Raw genomic sequence first — 23,352 nt, 5'->3', positions numbered from 1 at the left:
ACACCGGCCTTCGCCATGCCCACCGCCGACGCAACGGGCTTCAACACCGCACAGAGGGCTTTGATCTCGGCCCTGCCAGTACCGCGGACGAAGATGACGCCACGGCGGCGCGCCTGGACCGACCGGCTTGATGCATTCCGATATAGGCATATGATGGCTGCCATGGCACGAGCAGCGACGACGTCGGACGCGTTCAACGCGATTGCCGAGCCGCAGCGCCGGGACATCCTGGCGCTGCTGCGGGCGGGTGAGCGGCCGGTGACCGACCTGGCCCAGGAGCTGGGGATGAGCCAGCCGCGGGCGTCCAAGCACCTGCGGGTGCTCCGGGAAGTGGGGCTGGTGCGGGTCCGCGGGGCGGGCAAGCAGCGCCTGTACGGCCTGGAAGCCCGCGGGCTGCGGCCGATCCACGAGTGGGTCGGCGGATTCGAGCGGTTCTGGAACGAGAGTTTCGACCGGCTGGACACCTACGTGCAGGACCTCAAGCAGACACGACAGGAGGAATGACCGATGGCAGGGACAAGGCGAGAAACGCGGGCGGAGCCGGCGGCGGCCGACCGGGAAATCGTGATCTCCCGGATCATCGACGCCCCGCGGGAGCTGGTGTTCGAGGCGTTCACCGAGGTCCGGCACCTGTCGCGGTGGTGGGGTCCGGAGCTGTTTTCAACTGCTGGCTATCCAAGTCGGGTAAGTGAGCGTAACCATCTATGAGCGAGTGTCGTTTGTCAGGGCATGAATCTCACGGAGTGGGCGAAGGCGCAGGGCGTGCATCCGCAGACCGCGTATCGCTGGTTCCGTGAGGGGACGCTGCCGGTACCGGCTCAGCGGGTCGGCCCGCGCACGATCCTGGTGAACGTGGAGGTGAACGCCGCGCCGGAAGCGGTCAGTGGGCTGGGCCTGTATGCCCGCGTCTCCTCCCACGACCAGAAAGCAGATCTTGAGCGGCAGATCGGCCGGCTGACCCGGTGGGCGGCCAGTGCGGGCGGCCGGGTAGTGCGGGTCGAATCCGAAATCGCATCCGGCATGAACGGGGCCCGTTCGAAAGCGAAGCGGCTGCTTGCCGATCCGGCAGTGACCACTGTGGTGGTCGAGCACAAGGACCGGCTTGGCCGGATGAACGTCGGACTCGTTGAGGCGGCCTTGTCCGCAACTGGGCGTCGCCTGGTCGTGCTCGATGACGGCGAGGTGAAGGACGACCTGGTGCGCGACATGGTGGAGGTGCTGACCTCGTTCTGCGCCCGCCTGTACGGGCGCCGGTCGGCGAAGAACCGTGCCCGCAAGGCCCTGGAGGCGGCCCGGAATGGCTGACCAGCGTAAGCCGCTGCGGACGATCGATCCGCCGTTCGTCGCCCTCGGGCGGTCCGGCGTCGCCATCCGTACCCGCCTCAAGCACCTGACCGTCGAGGACGAGAAGGTCTTGCGGGCAGTGGGCGCGCATCTCGGCTCGCTGGCATCGAAGGACCTGAAGCGGCGCTGCGCTGATGGCCTGGGCCACTCCACGGACACGTGGGCGGAGCGCAAACGATCCTTGACGCAGGAGTCGTTGTCGCGGTGGGCCGGAAGCATCACGAAGGCCACGCATGACCAGTGGGCGCTCTCCCGCCGTGCCCAGGTCGCGCACATCCAGTCCCTTGAGGCCGGTGTACGGACGATCGCTCACCGGTTGTCCCTGCCGGTGGGTGAGGGGGGCGGAAAGCGGACGCCGGGTGGCTACCGCACCCGTCAGGAGTGGTTCGCCAAGACGCGGCGGCTGCACCTGCTTGAGGAGCGGCTGATCCGGGAGCGGGCCGACCGCGAAGCCGGACGTGTCCGGGTGGCACGGGGCGGTAAAGGCTTGCTCAACACGCGGCACAACGTGGAGGCCGCCGGGCTGAGCGAGGACTCCTGGCGTGAGCGGTGGGAGGCTGAGCGCTGGTTCCTGGCCGCTGACGGAGAGTCCGGCAAGAGATTCGGGAACGAGACGATCCGCGTCACGCTGGGCGGCGAAGTCTCCCTCAAGCTGCCGGCCCCGCTGGCGCATCTGGCGAACGCTCCGCAGGGCCGGTACGTCCTCGTCGGCGCCGTGGCCTTCCACCACCGGGGCGATGAGTGGGCCGACCGCGTCTCGGCGAACCGGGCCGTGGCCTACCGCATCCACTACGACGTGGAGCGCGGACGCTGGTACCTGACCGCGTCGTCGACGATCCCGCCAACTCTGACCGTGTCCCTCGCCAAGGCCCGCAGCGGCGGCCTGATCGGCGTGGACACCAACGCCGATCACCTCGCCGCGTGGCGGCTCGACGCCCACGGCAACCCGTGCGGCGAACCCCGCCGCTTCTTCTACGACCTGTCCGGCAACGCCCAGCACCGGGACGCCCAGGTGAGGCACGCCCTCACCCGGCTCCTGCACTGGGCCGCGTCGCGTGGCCTGAGCATCGCGATCGAAGACCTCGACTTCCAGGTGGAGAAGACCCGGGAGAAGCACGGCCGCCGCAAGCGGTTCCGCAAGCTGATCTCCGGCATGCCCGTCTCCAGGCTGCGGGCCCGGCTCGTGGCCATGGCCGCTGAGCTGGGGATCACGATCGTTGCCGTCGACCCGGCCTACACCTCCCAGTGGGGCGCCCAGCACTGGCAGAAGCCCCTCACCAGCAAGACCAGGAAGACCACCCGACACGACGCAGCGAGTGTCGCGATCGGGCGACGCGCCCTCGGGCACCGCATCCGGCGACGGACGGCACCGCCCCCGCAGCACCAGAGAGATGCTGCGGGGCATCGGACCGCCCAGGCCGGCCGCGGCACCCGAGGACGTGAGGAAACCCGCCCCCGCATCCCCGGACCACGGACACGATCCGTGTTGCCGGATGCGGAGCGAACGCGGGCGACCAGCGCATCCAAAACCGTTCGGGACGCGCCAGTTACGCAGGATTGGGTCCAAGGCTCACTCCTGCTCACTGATTAGGAACGGTTCACCACCACCACGCGGTCCTTCGAGTTCCGCGAGGGCGGGGAGTGGGACTTCGTGCTGCACGGGCCGGACGGGACCGACTACTCCGAGTGGATCCGCTGGCTGCGGATCGCCCCGCCGGAGCGGATCGCGCTGCTGCACGGTGAGTTCCGCGACGACCCGAACGCCTTCGAGTCGGTGCTGACCTTCGCGCTGGACGGCGCGGCGACCCGGATCGTGATGCGCACGGTGTTCCCCACCGAGGAACTGCGCGACGAGGCAGTCGAGAAGTACCACGCGATCGAGGGCGGCCGGCAGACCCTGAGCAACCTGGCGGCCTACGTCAACGAACTCGCGCGGAAGGGGGCGGAGGGCTGATGGCCGGGAAGGTGTTCTTCCGCGTGTCGATGTCGCTGGACGGCTTCATCGCACCCGGGTCCGTGCCCGTTGACGACTTCCTCTTCGCGGCCGATAAGCAGGAGGACCCGGACGTTCGGCGCTGGATGACGCAGTGGACGGAACTGCAGCAGTGGATCTTCCCGCTGCGGTTCTTCCGGGAGGACCTGAGGTGAGGCCGGGCCGCCAGGCCGACAACAGATGGTAGGCGGCGCAGGCCAGGATGCCGCTCATCGAGGACAGGTCCCCGACCTCCTCGATGGCGGTGGCCGGCAGATGCACAACCGCCCCGATCGCGGCGGTGCCGGCCATCGGCGGTACCGGCCGGTCGGGGCGGCGCGTCTGCGGCTTCGCACGCGCGGCCCGCACTGGCTTCTTGCCGACCGGCACTCCGAGAAGCGGGTTGGCGTGGAGCGGTGCCGGCCGGTGCTCCGGGGGTGTCCGGCCACGGCTCGAGGGGACGCGCGGACGGTGACGATGCCCGTCGTCGGCGGCAGGGTCAGGGTGTAATCGAGGACGCTGTACGCGATTACCATCGGCGTATGAACGATCCGAATCCGGTCATCTGGTTGCGGCAGGAAAGAGGGGCGCGCGGACCGGCTCCCGCGTACAGCCGTGAGCGCATCGCCGAGGTGGCGATCGCGCTGGCGGACGCTGAGGGCATCGAGGCGGTGACGATGCGGCGCATCGCCAAGGAACTGGGCACCGGCGCGATGACGCTCTACCGGTATCTGCCGAACAAGGAAGACCTGTACGCCGTGGTGATCGACCAGGCCCTCGGCTTTGAGTCGCAGGAGCCGACCGGGGACGCCCGTGCGGATCTGGCCACGTTCGCCCGCCGGTACCGGGAGACGTTGCGCCGCCACTCCTGGCTTGCGCACGCCATGGCCGGCCGGCCGGTCATGGGCCCCAACATGCTCCGTGCCAACGAGCGCGACCTCGCGCTCGTCGACGGCCGCGGACTGAGCATCGACGACATGGTCCACGTCGTGAACCTGATCCGGCACTGGGTCACGGGTGCCAGCCAGGCCGAGACGGCGGAGCGGGAAGCGGCCTTGCGCTCCGGGGAGGATCGCAAGGCCTGGCAGGAGCGGATGGGGCCGTACGTGAGCGAACTGCTGGCCACCGGCCGCTTTCCGTACCTGGAGCGGTTGGTGCACGAGGCGCGGCACGGCGGCCACGACGAGCAGTTCGAGGCCGGCCTCGCCATCTTGCTGGACGGTGTCGAGGCCCGTTTCCCGGCCCTGTCCGGCCCCCCTGGGAACGAACCGATGGAGCGCTCCTGAGAACGGACTCCGCCGCACCCGCGCTGCGCGCGAACGACGGAAGTCAGGGCACAGGCCCAGAGTTTGTCCGTCCTCGGCCGCGTACGGCCGCGTTGAGGAGCCGCTCCGAGGCGCGGGTTCACAGGCCGGCGCGGGCGGAGCGCCGTACGGAGAGCGGGACGAACACCACCAGGAGGACCGCGGCCCACAGCAGGGTCGCGATCAGCGGGTGGGTGAGCGGCCAGGAGCCGTCCGGGGCAGGCACCCCTGGATTGCCGAACAGTTTCCGGCACGCGGCGACCGCGGCGCTGATCGGATTCCACTCGCAGATCACCCGCAGCCAGGCCGGCATGCCGTCCGTGGGCACGAACGCGTTGGACAGCATGCTGAGGGGCAGCGTGAGGGGTGACAGCGAGTCGGCCGTCTGCTCCGACGGGAGCAGCAGCCCCAGGTACGTACCGACCCAGGACATGGTGTAGCGGAAGAGGAGCAGGACACCGACCGCGGCCACGGCGCGGCCGAGGCCATCGTGCGCGCGCCAGCCGATGGCCAGCCCGCAGGCCAGCAGGATGACCAGTCCGAACAGTCCCGTGACGACGTCCGCGCCCGTCTGACCGAAGGGCACCGCCATGCGGGAGGTGGGCATCGAGCGCAGCCGGTCGGTCACCCCGCGGCTCTGATCGGCGGCGACGTCCACCATCGCCGAGGACAGCGCGAACATGCTGGTCATCACGAACAGGCCGGGCATGAGGTACTCGCGGTAGTTGCCGCCGCCCGGCACCTGGATGGCGCTGCCGAAGACGTAGCCGAAGAGGACGACCATGACCGCGGGCACCACCAGCATCGCGACGATGGTGCCGGGCTGATGCCGCAGTTGGAGGAGCTTGCGTTCGACCAGGGTGAGAGTGTCCGCCAGGACGATCATGCTGCCGCCTCCCGCTTCTCGCCCTGCTTGGCCTGTTCGTCGGTCCGCCGTCCCGCGGGCTTCTCCGCGGGGCGACCGGTGAGGGTGAGGAATACGTCGTCGAGGCTGGGCCTGCGGACTCCGACGTCCTGTATGGCCACCCCCGCTTCGTCGAGTTCGCGCACGATCTGCGGCACGGACGGTGCCTTGCCGTGCACGCCCGTGACGATGCGCAGATCTTGTGCCTGCGGCTCTCCTCCGGTCATCCGCTCGAGGACGGCCATGGCCTCCGCGAGGTCGTCCTGGCTTCCCACCTCGACATCGATGTGACTGCCGATCCGGCTCTTGAGCTGTGCCGGGGTGCCTTCCGCGATCACCTGCCCTCTGTCGATCACGGCCACGGCCGAGGCGAGTTGGTCGGCTTCCTCGAGGTACTGGGTGGTGAGCAGCACGGTCGTGCCGGCCGCGACCAACTCGCGCACGATGGCCCAGATCTCCAGGCGGCTGCGTGGGTCGAGCCCGGTGGTGGGCTCGTCCATGAAGAGGACGGACGGCGCGCGCAGCAGGCTGGCGATCAGGTCGATGCGCCGCCGCATACCGCCGGAGTAGGTGCTGACCAGCCGGTCGGCTGCCTCGGTGAGGTCGAACCGCTCCAGCAGTTCGTGGGCGCGCCGCCGGGCGCCAGACCGGCCCAGCCGGGCCAGTTGGCCGAAGACCCGCAGGTTCTCGCGGCCCGTCAGCTTTTCGTCCATGGCCGCGTGCTGCCCCGCCAGCCCGATGGCTTCGCGGACCTTGCCGGGGTGTTCTCTCACGTCGAAGCCGGCGACGGCGGCCCGCCCGGCCGTGGGGTGGGTCAGCGTGCTGAGAATCCGCACGGTGGTGCTCTTGCCGGCGCCGTTCGGACCGAGCAGCCCGTAGACGGTGCCGGGCGGCACGGCCAGGTCCAGGCCGGCCAGTGCTTCGAAGTCACCGAAGCGTTTCCGCAGGCCCTGGGCCGACACGATGGGTGAGTCCACGTCTTCTCCACGTCGAAATAAAGTGAGTACGTCGTACGCGATATTACTGTACGTAAGCGAGTACGCCGTACGCAACTCGTTCAGCGGGTCGTGCGTGTCTCTACGCCGTTCGAGGCTGTCGATGCCAACCGCCAGGGAGGGACGGCCGCGTCCCGAGCGGTGCGCGTATGCGCAGGGCGAGCGGCCGTCCGGCTCTTCACAAGCTGCGGACGCGGCTTCGTGCGGCAACTGCCGATCGGGATCGCATCTGTTGCATGCCGGCACCTGCGCCGAGCACCGTACGACCCTGCTGCGCCGGTGTGCCGATACACCGCTGGTGACCACTCATGCGGGCCTGGGCGGCGTTGGGTACCCCGGTGGGCCACTCTCCCGGGACCGGTTCCGTGGGCCGCCGCACGCGGTCAACGGCGGATGCTCCGACGCTGGCTTCGACTACTTCCGCGGCTGGCTGATCGCGCGGGGACGCGAGGCCTTCGAGCGCGTGGTTGCCGATCCCGATGCCCTCGCAGAAGTGCCCAGCGTGCGAGCTTCGGCGACCGACGGCATCGATCTCGATGGTGAGGAGGCGTTGAACATCGTCTGGAACGCACATGTCATGGCGACCGGCAAGCAACTCCCGGCCGACGCGTTCACCATCCGATACCCGGAGCTGGGCCCCACCTGGGACTTCGACTTCGACGACCGAGGCGAAACGGCCCGCCGGCTGCCGCGCTTGGCAGCCCTGTACCTGGACTGAGCGTCACCACCAGTGTGCGTCAGGCCGGTCCATCCGTGAGCTCGGGTGAAAGAGGAGGTTGCTGAGCTGTCCGACGGACTTCCGCGGTGACGTCGCCCTGGACGTTCTCCGTCATGAGGGCCGCCCGCCGAACTGCCAGTTGTGCACCTCGATGTCGGCGTACCGGTCCGGGGTCAGGACGGCGCGTGCCGACTTCGGGTCCGGCGCCCGGAGTAATACCGCCGTGCCCAGCCAGGTGGCACCGTCGTCGGACAGCAGCGGCCCGTAGGCGATCAACTCGTCCCGGTCGGGCGGCACCGCGAGATCGGCGGCCTGCCCCGTGCCGAGGCCGAGCACCAGATACCGGCTGCCGCCGGTGCGGCCGCCGGGGAAGTCCCACATGGTGCGCCCCAGCGTGTTGCGCCACCGGCGCAGCAGCACATCCCGGTAGACGCCGGCCTGGTAGTTCGGCTCGTCGAAGGCGAACGCGCGGGCAGCGGCGGGATCGGGCAGGTCGACGATGTGCACGCTTCCGGTGGGTGTGTCGCCGTCGTCGGCGAGGGTCGGGCCCCGGGCGATCATCTCCTTCGCGTACCGGTCCATGTAGGACCAATGCTCTTCCAGCAGCTCGTCACGCAGCGGCAGGGAGCCGGGTCGGTCGCGGTGGTAGCAGAGGAACTCCATGCCCATAGGGTCTCTTCAAGGAGGCGACCTGGGCGAGCGAGTTTCACCGCGATGACCGCTCGCCGGCCTCACCAGGCAGCACGCGTGCCGACTCCGCGTAGCGGATGTTCGAGGGCGGCGGTGAGGGGTTCCACGAGGCCGTCCATGCGGTGGTCGGCCCATCTGCGTACAAGGCGGCCTGGGCGAAGGCGGACATCACCCTGGTGCCGCAATAGCCGACAAACCCCGGCACCGAGGGCTCTCCCGCTGCTGCCGAACCTCCGCGTCGGCGCCCGGAACGAACTCCGTCAGTCGCAGATGGCAGGCTTACGGTGTGCTGATCGAGGGATACAACGGCGGCCCGCTGGTAGCCGGAGAGCCACTGGTGGACCGTCCGGGCTTCTGGTCGAACCACTTGTGGGGCCCGTCTTGTGATGCGGGTGCTGAGCCGGAGTGGTTCGGCGATGACGGAGCCGATGCCGACGCCATGTCGGAGGTGCTCATGGACCCGGAGCGGTGGCCGGTGTTCCGGGTGCCGATCGAGGGCGGACACAAGGCCACGGTGGTCTACCGCAACCTTGTCGGCGACCATGGAATCGACTACCTGTTCACCCATCCGAGTTGGAGCAGTGCACGCCAATTCGTCGGCTGCGAGGGGGCGTTGAACGGGAACACGCTGACGTGGCGAGAACTGGTTCGCATCGTCTACAGTCCGTCCGTGGCCGGAGGGATCGAGGACACCTCCGCCCGCCTCCTGCTGCTCCTTCCCCTGCTCAGAGAGCATGCCCTGCCGGACGGGGCGACCACGAGGCTCAACTCCGCCCTGAAGGCAGTGGGAACCCCGCAGGACACCACCCCGATCACGGCACAGCACCTGCTCGGGCACTCAGCCGGCAGCGTATGGCATGACCCCATGTGGGGCTCGCCGCTCAGTGGCAGCTCAGGCCCTCCCAGCGCTACTGGAAGCGGAGTCCTGGAACGCCTGGGCATCACCTGAGGAATCCTTTGCCGGACGACCCTCAGTTGGTCCCGGCGGGGCCCGTGTCGGGCCTCAGCGCCGGGCCAGCGCCAGCACACTCAGACCGAACATCAGGACACCCAGGGGAAGATGGACGGACGGGACGTGCGCGATCCCGAGCACGACCTGGACCGAGGCGAGTACGAGGAAACCTGACGCGTGCCAGACGGGCCGGGGCGAGCCGCCGCCCGGCTTCCACGCCAGCACCGCCGCGAGCACGTACAGCATCGACGCCCCGTACATCACTCGGGCTCCGACACTGTGCAGCGTCTCTCCGTAGGACGCGGTCAGCAGCAGTCCGGCGGAGACCGCCTGAAGGAAGATGGTCAGGGTCTGCAAAGCGATCGCGATCCGCAGGAACGAGGAGCCTCGCCGTGCGTTCGACGTCGCCGTCACCTGAGTGGCCATGGCACAGTCCCCTTTTCCGCCCTCGGGCAGTGGATCGATAAGGTCTCACCAGCCCGACGACGCGGGCCTGCGAAAGGTAAGGCGAGGGGGCGGCCGGAAGCATGGGGACTGTCGGGACCAGGACGGAAGAGATAGCCGGCGAGCGACGCCAACTGATCAACGTCGCTTACCGGTTGCTCGGTTCGGTGACCGAGGCCGAGGACGCCGTGCAGGATGCCTACGCACGCTGGTACGGGCTGCCACGAAGCCGGCAGGAGGAGATCGTCTCCCCCGGCGCCTGGCTGACGACGGTGACCAGCCGTATCTGCCTGGACCTGCTCGGCTCCGCGCGGGCCCGCCGTGAACGCTATGTCGGCACGTGGCTGCCCGAGCCGCTGCCCGACCGCACCGAGTGGGACCACGCGGGCGGCGCCGACCCCGCCGGCCCCGCAGACCCCGCCGACCAGATCGTCCTGGACGAGTCGGTGGCCATGGCCTTCCTCGTCGTCCTGGAGTCGATGACGGCCGCCGAGCGGGTGGCGTTCGTCCTGCACGACGTCTTCCGGTACCCGTTCGCCGAGATCGCCGACGTTCTCGGCAGGACCCCTGCGGCCTGCAAGCAGCTGGCGGCCTCCGCCCGCGGGCGGGTGAGCGTCGCGCGCGCTCCGGTGACGGCGACCGGCCGGGCCGACGTGGTGCGGCGTGTCAAAGAGGCATGGCAGACCAAGGACATCGCAGCCCTCGTCGGTCTCCTCGACCCGGCCGCCGTGATGACCGCCGACGGCGGCGGCATGGTCGGCACCGTGCTGCGCCCGGTGGAGGGCGGCGCGCGCATCGCCCAGTACATGGTCGCCATTGCGGACAAGGCTCCGGGGCTCGAACTGCTGGAGCGGTCGGTCAACGGTGTGCCGGGCCTGGTCGCCCAGCGTGCCGGCGTCGTCCTGACCGTGGCCGCCTTCGACGTCTCCGACGGGCGCGTCACCCGGATCTGGGCGGTCCGCAACCCGGAGAAACTGCGGCCGTGGGCGCGGGACGGCTAGGCGGTGTCTCGCCGATCATGCCGGGCTCGCGGCGCCTGCCTGTGCCTGAGCCAATGCAGTTGCTGTGAGCCGGCTGGTCCGTTGACCTGCTCGTGGAGGGGCGGGGGCCGGGGTGCCGGTCACGGATCTTGACCAAGGTGTGCACGCCGGAACTCGTGGACGCGGCCGTCGCCAAGCACGGGCTGGGTGAGCTGCGGCGCCGACTGCTCCCGGCCCGGCTGGTCGTGTACTTCGTGCTCGCGCTGTGCCTGTTCGCCGGGGAGTCGTACGAGGAGGTGATACGCGTGCGGCCCGGAGGCACACCCGGCAGCCGGGTTCTGGCCCGGGTCAACCGCCCGTCGCTGTGCCGGGCGCGAGTCCGGCTCGGTGAAGAGGTACTGGAGACGGTGTTCCGGCAGGTGGCCGGCCCGCTGGCGGTCCCGGAGCCGCCGGGCGCGTGGTGGCGCGGTCCGCGCCTCCTGGCGTCGGACGGCGCACAGATCGCCGACCACGGATTCTGGTCGGTGCAATTCGTCCACGCCTTCACCACGTCCGGCGCCCATCTGCCGGCCAGGCCCAACCGTCTTGACTTCCTTACAGCTGGAGCCCCCTGCCGGCCGGTTTCGGAGGGTGCGTCCCGCCACCGTCCTTGATGTCCTGCTCGCAGGTTCGTCGGTCGTAGGACTGGTCATTGGGGATCAGCAGCACTCCGGCAACCTGCTCAGGGTGCTCGACGGCGAGCCAGTCGTCGCCCGCGAGGGCACCGTCCGGCTCGGGCCACGCCCCGGACGAATAAACCGTCAGACACCCCAACGCCACGCGCTCCTTATCGACGGCGCAGGCGTCCACTGCAGGGCCGGACGTCTCGTCGGCGCCGTCGAAACGGTAGTGAAAGTGGACCTTGTCGCCTTCGGAGGGCACCTGCGGGTGGGGCTCAAGGCGCCAGCCAACGACCTCGGCGGCGACGCCGAGAGGCCGCCCAGACGTGTCCTCCACCTGCACTCTCCTACCGGCCTCACCGCGCCCGGCAGTCGTGTCGGTGCAGCCCCAGTGGGAAGAGCAGCCGGACAGGGCGAGAATCACCAGAGCCAACGGAGCACCGGCAAGTACCCGTGCGGGCAACACTGCGATGACCTCCGGTCGGGGTGGGGCGGAGCAGTCTATCCCAGGGCCTGACGGCTGCGGGTGACGGCGGCGAGCGCTGCCGCGGTGAAGCCGAAGCGCAGTGGAAGCCCTGTGAACTGGGCAGGCATGCGCAGCATCACGATGCGGCCGACTCGCCGAGTGAAGCACTGTCCAAGTGGTCGGCGCCGTAAGTCCTTCGGGGTTGTTCACGCTGCCGGTGCGACAGAGGATCCTTCGTGGTGATCGGCGGTTCCGGTCGAGCCTGGCCAGCAGAGCGTCGAGGTCGGAGGTGGTGATCCTCCACTGGAACGGCTGTGCCGTGGCGTTGTAGCGGTCTCCGAAGGCTCGGACCCGGTCCCTGACCTCGGTGAGGTCGGTGAAGTCGTTGGGCGAGAGGGCGTTGCGCTGGACGGCAGAGAAGTAGTTCTCGACTTGGTCGAGCCAGGAGGCGTGCACGGGGGTGTGGACCATGACCGGGTTCGGGAACGCCCCGGTGAGCCGGTCGGCCGGCCGTACAGGTCCAGCACCGAGGCGGCCTTCAGGCGGAAGCGGTGGCTGGTGGTGGTCGTGCCCTGAACTGGCCCGCGACGCCGCCCGGTGGCCGCAGCCTGTCCCGCCGGTCACCGTCCCAGCCCCCGCAATGACCGGTGCGAGAGGCCACTTGGACAGGGAAAACGCAACTTCGACATGGCCCGCAGAGGCAGCTACCTTCATCTGGTCTTCGGCGATCGCCTGCGGTCGCACAGGAGTTCCTTCAGGCTGATCCACCCGCGACGGGATGAGTTGGTCACGCCCCACGAATCCTCGCCCCGGGCGTTAGCCACCGAACCGGGTCCGCAGCAGGCACCCTCAACCAGGGAGAGACACGTGCCCCATCTTGCGCTGTACACATTCGGCGTCCTGAAGTCACCTCTCGCCGATCCCGCACCTCTCACGCGCGAGTTCTACGACATTGGTGAGGCCGTCTACCGGAAGATCGGTCAGCGCCCCGGGTACCTCGCGCGTGCTGAAGCGGCAGACGGCGACCGGGGCATGCTCTTCGAGGCGGACTGGGGTGCATGGGGAGAGTTCGCCGTACCGACTTGGTACGGCAAGGGCCGTACGGTGGAAACCACCGCCCTGGCCGCGACCCTCTCACTCTGGACCGACCTGCGCCCCGCCTTCGACGCCGTCTACACCGGTCTGCACCGTGAGGCGCTGAACCGGCGTTACGACTGGTTCGAGAGGACTGGGCATCCAAATTACGTGATCTGGTGGGTCTCCGACGGCGTGGTACCCACCTGGCAGGACGGGGTTTCCAGGCTGGAACACCTCCACGACCACGGCTCCGCGCCGCACGCATTCACCTTCCACCGCTCGTTCGCCCCGGAGGGAACCCCGACCAGGATCGAAGGCATCGGGCCGAAGAGCGACCAGGTTCGCTGACAAGGCAACCTGAGCGACTGAGTTCGCAGTCAAACGCCTCGATTGCGTACGTTTCCGGGGCTCGCGCACGCCGGGGTCGGGTCGGGCCGAAGCCCCGCGTCAACCGGGCAGGGAGGCGGCAGGTGAAAGGGGAGCAGACTTCGAGAGGCAAGTGCGGGAGCTGCTCGCCCGGGACGCGTCCGTGGTACGGCCCTCGCCGGTGCCGTATGCGGCGATCCGGCGGCAGGGTGTGACCGAGCGGCGGCGGCGCCTCGCGGTGGCCGGGGCGGTCCTGGCCGTGCTCGGTGTCGTACCCGCCGGGGTGTACGGGTTGGTCGGCGGCGGGAGTTCGCGGACGGTCGCATCCCCTGGGAAGTCCGCCGGGCCACGTCTGCGGCCGGGCACGGGCGATTGTTCGACGGGGCCACGCTCGCGCAGGCCGAGGACGGGCTGGAGAAGTGCTTCACCTCCCTGCAGGGACACACGGGCGGCGCGGCTCGTGACTACCGGATCCTGCTGGCGATGAGGAGGCCCGGAGACGGCAACGACAGCGGCTTCGTCATCGTCGGCGTGAAGAACAAGCCGAAACCGTCCCGGGTGATCTGCACCGTAAAAGGCAACGGTGTCCCCGCCGGTTCCAGCTCCGACCACGGCACGGCGAACTCCGGCGCCGCACCGGTGCGGCCCGACAAAGAGGCCATCCAGCTCTACGCACAGCTCGACCTCGCCCAGGGTCACTGGAAGCTGCCGTTCCACTGGGCCGGCATCGGCTCGGTCGACGACTCGGTGACCAGGGTGACCGTGTCGTACGGCGGCCGGACCAGTCGGGCGGTGCTGGACCACGGGTGGTTCGCCGCGACCGGCACGCTGACGCGACAGGTCACCGCAACCCCACACGTCAAGGGCTACGACGCCGACGGCAAGCTCGTCTACGACTCCGACCGGGACAAGGACACCGGAAGACGCTGCCCTGATACCGGCCCTGCGGCCCAGGACCTGGCCGCGCCGTCCGGGGACGCCGGCGACGGGCGACAGGCCTCGAATCGTTCTTGAACCGGGTGAGGGCCTTCTGGCCCGGTGGGCCGTGTGGATGGCGACACCCACAACCGGCCCCCGGGAGGCCCTCGCTGTCCTGTGCAACGCGGCCACGGAGGCGCCGGACCCGCCTTCCCCAGGACCTACGTCGTGATCTTCAGCCCAGGGTGGAACAGCTGCGCGACCAGTACGGGCCGCGGCAGGCGACGGAATACTCCTGGCGGCGGCGCGTGGATCAGTCCTCGCCCGGTCACGTCATGCCGGTCGCCGTCAGAGTCCGAAGGCGGTGGCCACTTGCTCGGCGAGATCGTCTTCCGTCATCGTGGTATCGACGTGAATGGCGTGCAGTTGGAGACGCTCGGTTTCCTCCTCGAGGCGTCTTGTGAACATGCGGTCACGTTCGGCGATGTTGCGGCCGGCCTGTGCAGGATCGCTGGTCTTCCCTACGAATCCTTCCCCTGGTACCGACCGGCTCTGGATGGCGGCCTGGCGGAAATCGGGTGTGGGAAGCAGCCAGACGGCGTGCTCAGGAACCGCAAGCAGCGGCTTGACGAGGTGGGGCAGCAGCCGAAATCCCTCGACGATGACGCATGGCTCCTGCGGCAGACGAAGGAGATCTTCAATGATCAGCCCGAAGCCCTCGCCTTGAAACCAGTGGAACGTCTCGAGCATGACCTCCGGAGTCCGGCTCACCCATCGCTCGTCCATGTCCATGGCGATGAACTTGTGCAGGTGGGGAGCCTCTTCGGGGGTGGTCCGTCCCGCGTGATCCGGCATCACGTCGTCGGTCGCGTAGAGACGCCAACCGTAGCGTTCGGCGAGTCGGCGGGCGGTCGTCGACTTGCCGGCACCACTTCCCCCACCCACCCAGAAAACGTTCCGTAGCCGCGCCGGAAGCTCTGCGGCGTCGGTCACCTCGTCATACTGTCCGGGCTGCATCTTTCTCCGATCCCATGGGACGACCAGAGCGAGCCTCATTGCGGTCGTCGTGGTTGGCGGCCTTCTCCGAAACTACCGCTCGCCGGCGCCAGGGCCACCCGGGTCGTCGCCAGTGACCGTGCGTCGCCCGGCGATTCGGCTGTGGTCGGGCATGACGTTCACGGTGGCCGGCTGATCGGGTCGGCCCTGCTTCTCCTCGGCGCCGGCGATGCTCATCTCCAGGCCCTCACCTCGCCGAGCCGGCCCTCACACTGGGCTTCGCCGATCCGATCGAGCAAGTTGTCGCGGATCTCGATCCGACAGTGCCGCTGGTGGCGAGATGACGTGCATTCCGACAGTCACGCTGTCGTATGGATCTGACATCGCAGCCGGAAGGGCCGGGCTGCGCTGGACCGTGCCCACGGTGCGGCCACTTTGGAGACAGCTCTCGGCCGGGACCGCTCGGCTGGTGGCCCACGACCGCCGGAGAGTAGTCGGGCAGCGGGAGACCGTAGCGGTCCCCGCCGCCCGAACGTGATCACCGACCCACCCGGGCCAGGGCTTGATCGGTCAGGCCCGGGTCACCGGTGCCTGCAGTTCCGTCACCCAGTCGTCACGATTTTCGGGACACTCCAGGTTGATCTCGCGGGGGTATCCGGTCGACTGGTAGCCGTTGGCGTCGATCCAGCGGGCCAGGGCCTGTGCGGTGGGGAGCGCGCTGTCCATCGAACCGCGGTGCACGATGGTCGCCGCCTGGTCGAGGGAGGGCAGGTCGAGGATCCGGAAGGCGCCGTCCTGGAGCGGGGCGGAGACCTGGACGGCGGAGTGGACTCTGATCCTGCCGCCGCCTTCCGGGGCGTCCTCGTAGTACGCGACGCCTGGGCCCGTGGGGGTGACACCCGCCGAGGCCAGGCACCGGAACAGCTCGTCGTAGAGCGGCCCGATGACCGGGCCGATGTCCTCGGGCCCGAAACTGGCGGCGGTCGCGGTCAGCTCCGCCACCCGGACGGCGGGGACGCTCTTGATGACAACGTCGTTCGTGGACATGTGTCCCTCACTCTCGATCGCTCGGAGCCTCGCCTCGACCTGGACCAGCCGTGCTCCCGCGGCAGCCATCGCGGTCTCCAGTTCGGCCCGCCGCAGCCGCAGCATGCCGCGCAGTTCCTCAAGGGTGACCTTCTCGTCCACGATGTCCTGGACCTGCTGGAGAGTGAATCCGAGATCCTTGAGCGCGATGATCCTGTTGATGCGGGCGAGTTGGGCAGCGGTGTAGTAGCGATAGCCGCTGACGGGGTCGACATGAGCCGGGCGCAGCAGTCCGGTCGCGTCGTAGTGACGCAGCATCCGGACCGAGACGCGGCCGTGACGGGCGAAGTCTCCGATGGTGAACATGATGTCTCCGAGTTGACCGCCTGACACGGTGTGAGGGTCAAGAAGCTATTCGGCGGCCGGGGACAGCGAAAACTCGGGGGCTTCATCCGCGCGGCTTCGCGGAGGCGGACGGAAACCCCGACGGTCTCGCTGGGGTGTGCGTCAGCCCCGGAGTCGATGGGTGGACGCTGCTCCTCGGACGGTGGTGCGATCCGTGCGATGGTGACCGCGGTGGGCCCGTCCACTGAGGCTTCCGGCATTCGGGAGTCATGGCGCACCACTGAGATGGAGGGCCGTGAACCCACCCCGTCTCGTCGCCCTCGTCCGGGCCAGAGCTCGCTTCGAACATGGCCGGCTCGTAGAACGCCCGACAGCCTTGCGGCATGAGCTCTGTCCCCCCATGACCGACCACCACACCTACGGCTCCAGCACCCGCACTGCCATCGAGCTGGTCCGGCTCGTCAGCGACCGCCTCGGCGTGGTCTTCACCGAGCGCGAGGGCGACTACCGGGGCATCCACCACCTCGCAGACGGACCCGACGGACGGATCGAGACCCAGCCCAACCCGATTACCGGCGACGACGGCGAAGACGACCTTTGTGCGCCCGAACACCGCGGGGCTCAGAATCTCTTGCTGACCACCGCCCCAGCCCCGGCACCCACCCTGCCGACCCGCTCGGACTCCATCGACGGACTGGCCCACCTGAACCACGATTCACGGTGAACGCCGGTTCGGTCGCTGAGGAGTCTGCAGGTCAGCGCGGCTCTGGGCCAGCATGACGCGGTAGTCGGCTCGGTCGTCCTGGGCCCAGCGTTCGCCGGGGCACGGCGGTCAGTCCTTCACGCGTTCGTCCCAGTCGATGTGGTGGCGGTGGACGGGGGCGAACATCTGCTCCGGGGTGGGGAAGGCCGGCCTGTCACCCGCCTGTCCCGCCTTGGCCTTGTTCTTGGCCGCGGCGTCGCCGCCGATCATCTCGACACGGGGACGCCGCAGCCGCTCGTACGCGGTGAACGCCGTCTCGGGTGTGGGCAGATCGCGCAGACACCGGGCCAGCGCGACGGAGCTCTCGATGGCCAGCGACGCGCCCTGGCCGGAGCTGGAGGACGGGGCGTGGGCGGCGTCTCCGACGAGGACCATGCGCCCGCGGTGCCAGTGCGGCACGGACGGCATGCGCTCCATCGGGCCGACCGCGAGCAGGTCGCCGGGCTCGGTGTGCGCGAGCAGGGCCCGGCCGGGTGTGTGCTCGGCGTACAACTCGCGCAGCCGGGACAGCCATCGGGCGGCCGGTACGCGGCGGACCTCGGCCGAGGTCATCGGCTCGGCACTGGGCAGCCCGGCGAACCAGACGATGCGGCCGTCGGGTAGGGCCCAGTAGCCGATGAAGACGCGGCCGAAGGCGAAGTACATGCTGCCCGGCTCGGTTTCGACCCCGCTGCCGACCGCGTAGCCGCCGAAGCTGAGCACACCGCCGTACTCGGGTCCGGGGGCGTGCGGGTCGATGAGCGGCCGGACCGTCGAGCGGATGCCGTCCGCACCGATGAGGACGTCGGCGGTCGCGGTGGTGCCGTCGGCAAACGTCGCGGTGACCCTGTCGTCGGCCGATCCGGCGGCCACGAGCCGCTTGCCGTACGCGAAGTGGATGCCGGCCGCCCTCGCGTGGTCGGCGAGCCCGCGGGACAGGTCGGCGCGCGCCAAGGCCCGGGTGGCCGGCAGGCCGGGGAAGCCGTGGAACTCGCTCAGCCGGTTTCCGTCGCCGTCGGCCATCACCACACCCGGGACCGGCTGTCCGATGGCGCCGATGACGGTGTCGGCGCCCACGATGCCCAGCGCATCGATGCCGTTGGGCGCGAGGCTCAGCATCGCGCCGACCCCGTCGGCCGCGGGCGGGTGAGACTCGAAGACGGTCGCCTCGATGCCTGCCTTGCGCAGCGCGAGCGCGGTGACCGGACCGGCGATGCCGCCCCCGATGACCAACGCCGTTCTGACCTTGCTCATGGCCCCTCCCTGGATCGACGTCATGGAGAGATAGTTGCAGTGCAACTAGTCTCTAGTCAACTAGTTTCCCCGCGGCTACGATGACGTCATGAGCAGTCCCGTACGAAGCTCCCCGCTGGCCCTGACCGTGCTGGCCCTGCTGCACCACAAGCCGCTCCATCCGTACGGCCTCCAGAGGCTGATCAAGCAGTGGGGCAAGGACCAGGTCGTCAACGTCGGCCAGCGCGCCGGGCTTTACCGCACGATCGAGCGGCTGCGGGCAGCCGGCCTCATCACCGTCCGCCACACCGAACGCGACCAGCAGTACCCGGAGCGCACCGTCTACCAGATCACCGACACCGGACGGACCATCACCCGCCAGTGGCTGGAACAGATGCTCGCCGTGCCGAAGCAGGAGTACCCCGAGTTCCCCGCGGCGCTCTCCTACGTGCTGATGCTCACGCCGTCCGAGGCGCAGGAGATCCTGCAGCAGCGCCTCGACCGCCTCGAGGGGACCAGGGCCGCCCTCGGCACGACCCTGGCCACCGAGACCGAGCGCGGCCTGCCCCGGGTGTCCACCCTCGAACTCGAATACCTGCGCACGGTCACGGAGGCCGAGGAGCAGTGGCTGCGCTCCGTCGTCCAGGACCTGGCGGGTGGCCGCCTCACCTGGCCCGCGCAGATGCCGGCCGCATTCGACGAATCCGCCACGTCCCTGTGACGCTTCAGACCTGCCGTGCCGCCCCGGCCGGGCATCTCTGGAAGCGGGCGGTCCAGAATCGCGGAACCGAGGTAACCGAGCCCGAGGACGATCGCGGCGGTGCGCAGGGCATGGGCGATCAGCGAGCGGTCGCGTTCGCTCGCCCGGTCTGGGGGGTGATCCTGCACGTTCCACCTGCCCTTCGCCGAACCCGTCCCCGCGCGCTCCTTGATGTTGCGGCGCCGGTGCCGGGCTACCGGACCAGGGTGACGGTGACGAAGCTGCCGGGCAGTGGCTCAACGTCCGGGCCAGTGCGGCTTGTTCGCCGGCGTCGATGCTCAGGCTCGGGCCCCGGCGGGTCTTGTCGGCAACCCGGTCGGTGACGCAGGTGCGGCAGCAGCCGACCGCCGGCGGCAGCCGGTGCTGGGATCCTGGTCCACCTTCGACCGGTTCGAGGCGGTGGACACCGCGATCAGCGTCACGACTGCGGGATGAAGAGAGGTGTGCCTTTGCCATGGCGCGGAGAGAAGGGTGCGGCTCCGCCCGGGCGCGAATCCGATTACGCCCTGTACGTCAGCATGCCAGCCGGTCCAGTTCCTCACCGATGGCCTCGCGCAGCACGTCGTGCTGCGGGCCGAGCGCGTGACGTTCGTCCCTCCATCGGTCGCGCGGATACAGCCACACCGGCCTGCCCAAGAGCTCAGCCGGCTCCCAGCCGAACCGCGGCCACACATGCACATGCAGGAACGGATCGGCATTCCCGAGGATCTCCAGGTTGACTCGCAGAAAGGCCGGATCCAACCGCTTGCAGACGCGTTCGACGGCCTCACCCAGCTTGTCCATGTCGGACAGGAATGCCAGCCGTTTGCTCTTCGGCAGTTCCGACAGCCGCTGCACCGCAGGATCGTCCACGAGGAGGACCGAGTACCCCGGGAGGAACTGGACGTCCCCGATCACTGCGAACCCGGCCTCCAGCTTTCGGAGCACCGTGGGATTCCCAGCCCGAAGGGCACTGCCGATCCGGTCCCTCCGCCAGTCATCAGTCATGATCGACGACTCTAACCGACCGCAGAGCACCGACTGGGCACGTTCTTGGCCCACCTTGAACGCCGTTTCTCTCGGTGTCGGTCCCGGGGTGAGCGTGAGGGTGGGGTGCTGCTGTGACAGTCTGTTCGCGTGGACGATCTCGTTGGTACGCAGGTCCCAGGCTGCCGTTTGACCGACCCCGCCGAGTCGGTCGCGGAACTCGAAAGGGTGCTGCCCGGTCTTGTGGCCCACCGTCTGCCGACACCGGCGGGTGTCGACTGGCTACGGCTGGAGAGCGCGTTGGGAACGGCTCTGCCCGCTGACTACAAGCTCCTCTGCGAGCTCTACCCGGCCTTCGAGCTGAGTGACTTCATGCTTGTCGGCGGCCCGGTGCCGGGCGCCGAAGTGGCCTGGGCCGAACATACCGATGACTTGGAAGTCATCGCCGAGTGGTGCGAGGACGCCGACTTGGCCGTCCCGATGCATCCGTACCCGGCGCCGGGCGGCCTGCTTCCCTGGTCCTCCTCCAACCAGGGGGACTTCTTCTTGTGGACCACCAGCCCCGCCGGGCCGCAGGAATGGATGGTTACCGTCGCCTCGCGCAGCGGTGCGTGGTGGCACTACACCGGTGGGGCGGTTCAGTTCCTTGCCGATCTGGTGAGCGGTGTCCTGGAGCCCTGGTCGCTGCCGACAGTCCGACCTGAGATCACCTGGGTCGATCAACGAGGCGGCGCCGGCAGATGAGAGCCGCAGCAATGCCGGCGAAGGCGAGGAAGTGCTCAGCCTTGCGTTCGTAGCGTCGGTGCAGGCGTCGGCACCCCGCGAGCCAGGACATCGTGCGCTCGACGACGCAGCGGTGGCGGCCCAGGCGCTGGGAGGACTCGACGTCGCGTCGGGCGATGCGCGGGACAACGCCACCCGGCAGCCTCCTCCAGAGCAGTGAGGACGTCATCGCCCAGGCGCATCCCGGCAGCGTCCTTGTGAGGCTGGGCGTCTTCCGCCACCGCCCACCGGTCCCGGTCCGCCAGATCACGCCCTCGAACTGCTGCCGTAGCCGCTGGGGGTACGGGCCGTATCCGCCGGTCGGCGGATACGGCCCGATGGACCCGCACTCCGCGTCGGCCAGTTGCGCACGCGTCATCCAAGATGACGTACCGGATCACCCCCTCTTACAAGGGTCGATACCGCAGATTTACTACGATCCGTTCCATGCCCTAACGAGCGAGGAACGAGCTCAGCACCGCGCTGAGTTCGGCGGGCGCGTCCATCGCGATGAGGTGGGCGGCGGTCGAGAACTCCACCAGGGTGGCGCCGGGGATCTCGGCGGCGTAGCGGCGGGCGATGTCCTGGAAGTCGCTGACGTCGAGCTTGCCGACGCCCACCAGTGTGGGGACGGAGACGGCGGCCAGGTCGCCGGTTGCGGGGCCTTGGGAGTGTTGCCCCACGATGGACTGGTTCACCAGCGATGTCCGCAGGGGGCCGCGGAGTTGGTCGGTCAGTCCGTCGGCCACGTCGTCCCAGCTGCGAGCGGGTCCGCGCAGCCACATATCCAGGTTGATACGTACGGCGGCGCCTCCAGAGCCGCCGTCTCGGCCTCGTCGTAGGCGATCATGTCCGCGGACCAGTGGTATCGCGGCCAGGGCGCGGCGAGCATCGCCAGCGAGTGCACGCGGTCCGGGTGGGTGAGGGTGAAGTCCAGGGCCACGCGGCCGCCCCAGGACGCGCCCACGAGGCGGACGCGTTCGTGGCCGAGGTGGTCGAGGAGGCGGCGCAGGTCGTCGGTCTCGCGGAACGGGCCGCTCGGGAGCGCGGACTCGCCGAAGCCGCGCAGGTCGTACCGGATCACGGTGTGCCGTTCCGCGAGAGCCGGTACGACCGCGTCCCACATGCGGTGATCGGCAATACCGGCGTGCACGAGCACGATGGGCGAGCCGTCACCGGCTATGTCGTAGGAAAGGTGTCCCAGGTCATCGTCGAGCATGAGCATATGCGGATGATCGCAGGGTCGCAGCACATGGGCCAACGCGGCGCACATCGAGTCCTGATCAATCTGTTGGGGCTGGCCCTCGTAGGAGAGCTTGATCCTCACCGCAGACCACCTGCTGGAATAGGTGACGGTAATGTCGATCGCGCCGGCGTCCCGTCCACGAAGATCCGCTCCTACCTGCGTCGACGCGGCAGCGAGGCCGCGGTCCCGGAACGGATCGACCAGGTCAACGGCCACACCCGGCACGGCATCCCGCCAGCCACCCCCGCGGACAGCTTTCACAGGATCCCGTTGACCACCTGACGGCGATCCCGCACCGGCCGGCCCGTCCGCGGGGGCCCAGCAACGGCTCGATCACCGCCCACGACTCATCGGTCAGCTCATGACGACGCACCACGAACAGACCAATGCATCAGCCGGATTGCGGACGCCTAGGGGCCGGTCCGGCGGGTCGTGCGTGGGACGCGGTGGGCTGACGCGCCCATCTGCGCGTTGTCGTCCGGTGAAGGAGGAGAATGAGCGGCATGGCCATGGTGAAGGACATCGATGTCCGCGGTATGCAGCACTGTGAGACGACGGCGCTGGGCGTGCTGCTGCGGCATGAGGGATTCGACTTGTCCGAACCCATGCTGTTCGGGCTCGGCTCCGGACTGTCCTTCATCTACTGGGACAGCAAAGGCATGGGCTTTCCCTTCCTGGGAGGCCGGGTCAAGCCGTTCGAGCTCACCAGGAATCTGGCCGCCGTACTCGGACTTGAGCTTCTGGTCGGGGAGACCACCTCCCCGCGCAAGGCGTGGCAGAACGTGGCGGCACCCATCGACGCCGGTCGGCCGGTCGGTCTTCAGCTCGACAGCTACCACCTGGACTACTTCAGCACCAAGGTACATTTCGGCGGGCACGTCGTGGCCATGTATGGCTACGACGAACAGGACGCTTACCTGGTGGACACCGGACCGCAGGGCGGAGCCGTCTCGACCAGCCGCGCCAGCCTGGCCAGGGCCAGAGCCGAGCGTGGCCCCATGACCGCCAAGCACCGCTCTTTCACCATTACAGCGCCCACCGGCCTGACGTCACCGAAAGACCGGATCATCCCCGCGATCAAGACCTGCGCCGACGCCTTCCTGAACCCGCCCATCGCGAACCTGGGCCACCGGGGCATCGAGAAGACCGCCAAGCAACTGCCGAAATGGCCACAGCGCAGCGATAATCCGCGGGAGGACCTGCCACGGGCCGCCGTCCTCATGGAGAGGGCCGGCACCGGTGGCGCCCTCTTCCGCAATCTCTACCGGGACTTCCTCGCCGAGTGTGCCCAGCTGATCGACAGCAGCCACCTGCGCACCGGCCACAGCCTGTACACCGAGGCCGCCACCCTCTGGACACAGGTGGCCGCACTCATCGAAACAGCGGGCGAATCCGGCGATGCGAAGAACCTCGTACGGGCCGGCGCCGTCCTCCATGAGCTCTCGCGTATCGAACGCGATGCGATGCGGGCGCTCAGCATGCTCTAG

27 protein-coding genes and 3 pseudogenes are annotated in these 23,352 nt (G+C 69.1%); 17 read left to right on the top strand and 13 right to left on the bottom strand.

Annotation, left to right across the window (positions count from 1 at the left end; genetic code table 11):
- The first annotated feature begins 162 nt into the window (after positions 1-162).
- The 6 genes and pseudogenes from R2S09_RS15840 (at position 163) to R2S09_RS15815 (ending at position 4,602) form a co-directional block, all read left to right on the top strand.
- On the top strand, positions 163-504 hold the full coding sequence (locus R2S09_RS15840; protein WP_316741609.1) for a metalloregulator ArsR/SmtB family transcription factor: 342 nt from the start codon (positions 163-165) through the stop codon (positions 502-504).
- 225 nt (positions 505-729) lie between these two features.
- Complete coding sequence (locus R2S09_RS15835) at positions 730-1,305, top strand: IS607 family transposase (protein ID WP_316741607.1); 576 nt, start codon at positions 730-732, stop codon at positions 1,303-1,305.
- Complete coding sequence (locus tag R2S09_RS15830; protein ID WP_316741606.1) at positions 1,298-2,935, top strand: transposase; 1,638 nt, start codon at positions 1,298-1,300, stop codon at positions 2,933-2,935. Before R2S09_RS15835 ends, R2S09_RS15830 begins: the two co-directional genes overlap by 8 nt.
- An 18-nt stretch (positions 2,936-2,953) precedes the next feature.
- A pseudogene (locus R2S09_RS15825) lies at positions 2,954-3,298 on the top strand (SRPBCC domain-containing protein); the annotation flags it as partial.
- Positions 3,298-3,492 (top strand): hypothetical protein, encoded by a 195-nt coding sequence (locus R2S09_RS15820; protein ID WP_316741604.1) that lies wholly within the window; start codon positions 3,298-3,300, stop codon positions 3,490-3,492. The pseudogene R2S09_RS15825 and the gene R2S09_RS15820, both read left to right, overlap by 1 nt.
- 366 nt (positions 3,493-3,858) lie before the next feature.
- Positions 3,859-4,602: a TetR/AcrR family transcriptional regulator gene (locus R2S09_RS15815; RefSeq protein WP_316741603.1), complete on the top strand. Its 744-nt coding sequence runs from the start codon at positions 3,859-3,861 to the stop codon at positions 4,600-4,602.
- Positions 4,603-4,720: 118 nt separating this feature from the next.
- Here R2S09_RS15815 and R2S09_RS15810 read toward each other — a convergent pair whose 3' ends face one another.
- Both R2S09_RS15810 and R2S09_RS15805 read right to left on the bottom strand, forming a co-directional pair.
- A complete protein-coding gene (locus tag R2S09_RS15810; protein ID WP_306184998.1) occupies positions 4,721-5,506 on the bottom strand; it encodes an ABC transporter permease in 786 nt (261 codons plus the stop codon).
- Entirely contained in the window at positions 5,503-6,501 is a 999-nt protein-coding gene (locus tag R2S09_RS15805; RefSeq protein ID WP_306185000.1) for an ATP-binding cassette domain-containing protein, read from the bottom strand. The genes R2S09_RS15810 and R2S09_RS15805 overlap by 4 nt, the downstream gene beginning before the upstream one ends.
- 316 nt (positions 6,502-6,817) lie before the next feature.
- On the opposite strand from R2S09_RS15805, the gene R2S09_RS15800 reads away from it, so the two are divergent.
- Positions 6,818-7,237 (top strand): DUF4240 domain-containing protein, encoded by a 420-nt coding sequence (locus tag R2S09_RS15800; RefSeq protein WP_316741602.1) that lies wholly within the window; start codon positions 6,818-6,820, stop codon positions 7,235-7,237.
- Between the two features lie 111 nt (positions 7,238-7,348).
- Here the strand turns inward: R2S09_RS15800 and R2S09_RS15795 are convergent, their stop codons facing one another.
- Entirely contained in the window at positions 7,349-7,900 is a 552-nt protein-coding gene (locus R2S09_RS15795) for a YciI family protein (protein WP_306185004.1), read from the bottom strand.
- A 313-nt stretch (positions 7,901-8,213) separates the two neighbouring features.
- Between R2S09_RS15795 and R2S09_RS15790 the strand changes: the two genes are divergently transcribed.
- Entirely contained in the window at positions 8,214-8,876 is a 663-nt protein-coding gene (locus tag R2S09_RS15790) for a hypothetical protein (RefSeq protein ID WP_316741601.1), read from the top strand.
- 54 nt (positions 8,877-8,930) lie between these two features.
- On the opposite strand, the gene R2S09_RS15785 is transcribed toward R2S09_RS15790, so the two are convergent.
- Positions 8,931-9,305, bottom strand: a complete 375-nt coding sequence (locus R2S09_RS15785) for a hypothetical protein (protein WP_306185008.1) — start codon at positions 9,303-9,305, stop codon at positions 8,931-8,933.
- Between the two features lie 101 nt (positions 9,306-9,406).
- Between R2S09_RS15785 and sigJ the strand changes: the two genes are divergently transcribed.
- Both sigJ and R2S09_RS15775 read left to right on the top strand, forming a co-directional pair.
- Positions 9,407-10,324, top strand: coding sequence for an RNA polymerase sigma factor SigJ (gene sigJ, locus R2S09_RS15780; RefSeq protein ID WP_316741599.1), 918 nt, complete (start codon positions 9,407-9,409; stop codon positions 10,322-10,324).
- A 137-nt stretch (positions 10,325-10,461) separates the two neighbouring features.
- Positions 10,462-10,956: a transposase domain-containing protein gene (locus R2S09_RS15775; protein WP_316741623.1), complete on the top strand. Its 495-nt coding sequence runs from the start codon at positions 10,462-10,464 to the stop codon at positions 10,954-10,956.
- On the opposite strand, the gene R2S09_RS15770 is transcribed toward R2S09_RS15775, so the two are convergent.
- Positions 10,898-11,428, bottom strand: coding sequence for a hypothetical protein (locus R2S09_RS15770; protein ID WP_316741622.1), 531 nt, complete (start codon positions 11,426-11,428; stop codon positions 10,898-10,900). The genes R2S09_RS15775 and R2S09_RS15770 overlap by 59 nt on opposite strands.
- 867 nt (positions 11,429-12,295) lie before the next feature.
- On the opposite strand from R2S09_RS15770, the gene R2S09_RS15765 reads away from it, so the two are divergent.
- The gene (locus R2S09_RS15765) at positions 12,296-12,853 is read left to right on the top strand and encodes a DUF3291 domain-containing protein (RefSeq protein WP_316741598.1); all 558 of its coding nucleotides are present in this window, start codon (positions 12,296-12,298) and stop codon (positions 12,851-12,853) included.
- Positions 12,854-13,243: 390 nt separating this feature from the next.
- Entirely contained in the window at positions 13,244-13,885 is a 642-nt protein-coding gene (locus R2S09_RS15760) for a hypothetical protein (protein ID WP_316741597.1), read from the top strand.
- Positions 13,886-14,137: 252 nt separating this feature from the next.
- On the opposite strand, the gene R2S09_RS15755 is transcribed toward R2S09_RS15760, so the two are convergent.
- Both R2S09_RS15755 and R2S09_RS15750 read right to left on the bottom strand, forming a co-directional pair.
- A complete protein-coding gene (locus R2S09_RS15755; protein WP_372337638.1) occupies positions 14,138-14,782 on the bottom strand; it encodes a hypothetical protein in 645 nt (214 codons plus the stop codon).
- 573 nt (positions 14,783-15,355) lie between these two features.
- On the bottom strand, positions 15,356-16,177 hold the full coding sequence (locus R2S09_RS15750) for a MerR family transcriptional regulator (RefSeq protein ID WP_316741596.1): 822 nt from the start codon (positions 16,175-16,177) through the stop codon (positions 15,356-15,358).
- A gap of 379 nt (positions 16,178-16,556) precedes the next feature.
- Here R2S09_RS15750 and R2S09_RS15745 point away from each other — a divergent pair, with 379 nt between their 5' ends.
- Positions 16,557-16,880: a hypothetical protein gene (locus tag R2S09_RS15745; RefSeq protein ID WP_316741595.1), complete on the top strand. Its 324-nt coding sequence runs from the start codon at positions 16,557-16,559 to the stop codon at positions 16,878-16,880.
- Between the two features lie 108 nt (positions 16,881-16,988).
- Here the strand turns inward: R2S09_RS15745 and R2S09_RS15740 are convergent, their stop codons facing one another.
- The gene (locus tag R2S09_RS15740; RefSeq protein WP_316741594.1) at positions 16,989-18,152 is read right to left on the bottom strand and encodes an FAD-dependent monooxygenase; all 1,164 of its coding nucleotides are present in this window, start codon (positions 18,150-18,152) and stop codon (positions 16,989-16,991) included.
- An 88-nt stretch (positions 18,153-18,240) separates the two neighbouring features.
- Here R2S09_RS15740 and R2S09_RS15735 point away from each other — a divergent pair, with 88 nt between their 5' ends.
- A complete protein-coding gene (locus tag R2S09_RS15735) occupies positions 18,241-18,852 on the top strand; it encodes a PadR family transcriptional regulator (RefSeq protein WP_306185026.1) in 612 nt (203 codons plus the stop codon).
- Positions 18,853-19,404: 552 nt separating this feature from the next.
- On the opposite strand, the gene R2S09_RS15730 is transcribed toward R2S09_RS15735, so the two are convergent.
- A complete protein-coding gene (locus R2S09_RS15730) occupies positions 19,405-19,878 on the bottom strand; it encodes a diadenosine tetraphosphate hydrolase (protein ID WP_316741592.1) in 474 nt (157 codons plus the stop codon).
- A gap of 129 nt (positions 19,879-20,007) precedes the next feature.
- Here R2S09_RS15730 and R2S09_RS15725 point away from each other — a divergent pair, with 129 nt between their 5' ends.
- Complete coding sequence (locus R2S09_RS15725) at positions 20,008-20,601, top strand: SMI1/KNR4 family protein (RefSeq protein ID WP_306185029.1); 594 nt, start codon at positions 20,008-20,010, stop codon at positions 20,599-20,601.
- Here the strand turns inward: R2S09_RS15725 and R2S09_RS40585 are convergent.
- The 3 genes from R2S09_RS40585 to R2S09_RS15710 all read right to left on the bottom strand — a co-directional run bounded on the left by R2S09_RS40585 (position 20,564) and on the right by R2S09_RS15710 (position 21,844).
- The gene (locus R2S09_RS40585; protein ID WP_399143953.1) at positions 20,564-20,998 is read right to left on the bottom strand and encodes a transposase; all 435 of its coding nucleotides are present in this window, start codon (positions 20,996-20,998) and stop codon (positions 20,564-20,566) included. The two genes, R2S09_RS15725 and R2S09_RS40585, sit on opposite strands and share 38 nt — an antisense overlap.
- 73 nt (positions 20,999-21,071) lie before the next feature.
- Positions 21,072-21,368, bottom strand: a complete 297-nt coding sequence (locus R2S09_RS15715) for a hypothetical protein (RefSeq protein ID WP_316741590.1) — start codon at positions 21,366-21,368, stop codon at positions 21,072-21,074.
- Entirely contained in the window at positions 21,353-21,844 is a 492-nt protein-coding gene (locus R2S09_RS15710; RefSeq protein ID WP_316741588.1) for an alpha/beta fold hydrolase, read from the bottom strand. Before R2S09_RS15710 ends, R2S09_RS15715 begins: the two co-directional genes overlap by 16 nt.
- Before the next feature lie 96 nt (positions 21,845-21,940).
- Here R2S09_RS15710 and R2S09_RS40580 point away from each other — a divergent pair.
- Positions 21,941-22,093: pseudogene (locus tag R2S09_RS40580) on the top strand (IS5/IS1182 family transposase); the annotation flags it as partial.
- Here R2S09_RS40580 and R2S09_RS15705 read toward each other — a convergent pair.
- Positions 22,094-22,253, bottom strand: a pseudogene (locus tag R2S09_RS15705) (transposase); the annotation flags it as partial.
- A 115-nt stretch (positions 22,254-22,368) separates the two neighbouring features.
- On the opposite strand from R2S09_RS15705, the gene R2S09_RS15700 reads away from it, so the two are divergent.
- Positions 22,369-23,352, top strand: coding sequence for a BtrH N-terminal domain-containing protein (locus R2S09_RS15700; RefSeq protein ID WP_316741621.1), 984 nt, complete (start codon positions 22,369-22,371; stop codon positions 23,350-23,352).

The organism is Streptomyces sp. MK7 (assembly GCF_032658145.1).
Classification (GTDB): Bacteria; Actinomycetota; Actinomycetes; order Streptomycetales; family Streptomycetaceae; genus Streptomyces; species Streptomyces spiralis.
This window is presented reverse-complemented; position numbering and strand designations above follow the sequence as displayed.

Bases quoted from the DNA above. Each gene is read 5' to 3' on its own strand.
- R2S09_RS15810 (WP_306184998.1), bottom strand. From the start codon at position 5,506: ATGATCGTCCTGGCGGACACTCTCACCCTGGTCGAACGCAAGCTCCTC.
- R2S09_RS15820 (WP_316741604.1), top strand. From the start codon at position 3,298: ATGGCCGGGAAGGTGTTCTTCCGCGTGTCGATGTCGCTGGACGGCTTC.
- sigJ (WP_316741599.1), top strand. From the start codon at position 9,407: ATGGGGACTGTCGGGACCAGGACGGAAGAGATAGCCGGCGAGCGACGC.
- R2S09_RS15750 (WP_316741596.1), bottom strand. From the start codon at position 16,177: ATGTTCACCATCGGAGACTTCGCCCGTCACGGCCGCGTCTCGGTCCGG.
- R2S09_RS15735 (WP_306185026.1), top strand. From the start codon at position 18,241: ATGAGCAGTCCCGTACGAAGCTCCCCGCTGGCCCTGACCGTGCTGGCC.
- R2S09_RS15830 (WP_316741606.1), top strand. From the start codon at position 1,298: ATGGCTGACCAGCGTAAGCCGCTGCGGACGATCGATCCGCCGTTCGTC.
- R2S09_RS15785 (WP_306185008.1), bottom strand. From the start codon at position 9,305: ATGGCCACTCAGGTGACGGCGACGTCGAACGCACGGCGAGGCTCCTCG.
- R2S09_RS40585 (WP_399143953.1), bottom strand. From the start codon at position 20,998: ATGACGCGTGCGCAACTGGCCGACGCGGAGTGCGGGTCCATCGGGCCG.
- R2S09_RS15710 (WP_316741588.1), bottom strand. From the start codon at position 21,844: ATGCTCATGCTCGACGATGACCTGGGACACCTTTCCTACGACATAGCC.
- R2S09_RS15835 (WP_316741607.1), top strand. From the start codon at position 730: ATGAATCTCACGGAGTGGGCGAAGGCGCAGGGCGTGCATCCGCAGACC.
- R2S09_RS15745 (WP_316741595.1), top strand. From the start codon at position 16,557: ATGACCGACCACCACACCTACGGCTCCAGCACCCGCACTGCCATCGAG.
- R2S09_RS15730 (WP_316741592.1), bottom strand. From the start codon at position 19,878: ATGACTGATGACTGGCGGAGGGACCGGATCGGCAGTGCCCTTCGGGCT.
- R2S09_RS15840 (WP_316741609.1), top strand. From the start codon at position 163: ATGGCACGAGCAGCGACGACGTCGGACGCGTTCAACGCGATTGCCGAG.
- R2S09_RS15815 (WP_316741603.1), top strand. From the start codon at position 3,859: ATGAACGATCCGAATCCGGTCATCTGGTTGCGGCAGGAAAGAGGGGCG.
- R2S09_RS15740 (WP_316741594.1), bottom strand. From the start codon at position 18,152: ATGAGCAAGGTCAGAACGGCGTTGGTCATCGGGGGCGGCATCGCCGGT.
- R2S09_RS15700 (WP_316741621.1), top strand. From the start codon at position 22,369: ATGGCCATGGTGAAGGACATCGATGTCCGCGGTATGCAGCACTGTGAG.
- R2S09_RS15795 (WP_306185004.1), bottom strand. From the start codon at position 7,900: ATGGAGTTCCTCTGCTACCACCGCGACCGACCCGGCTCCCTGCCGCTG.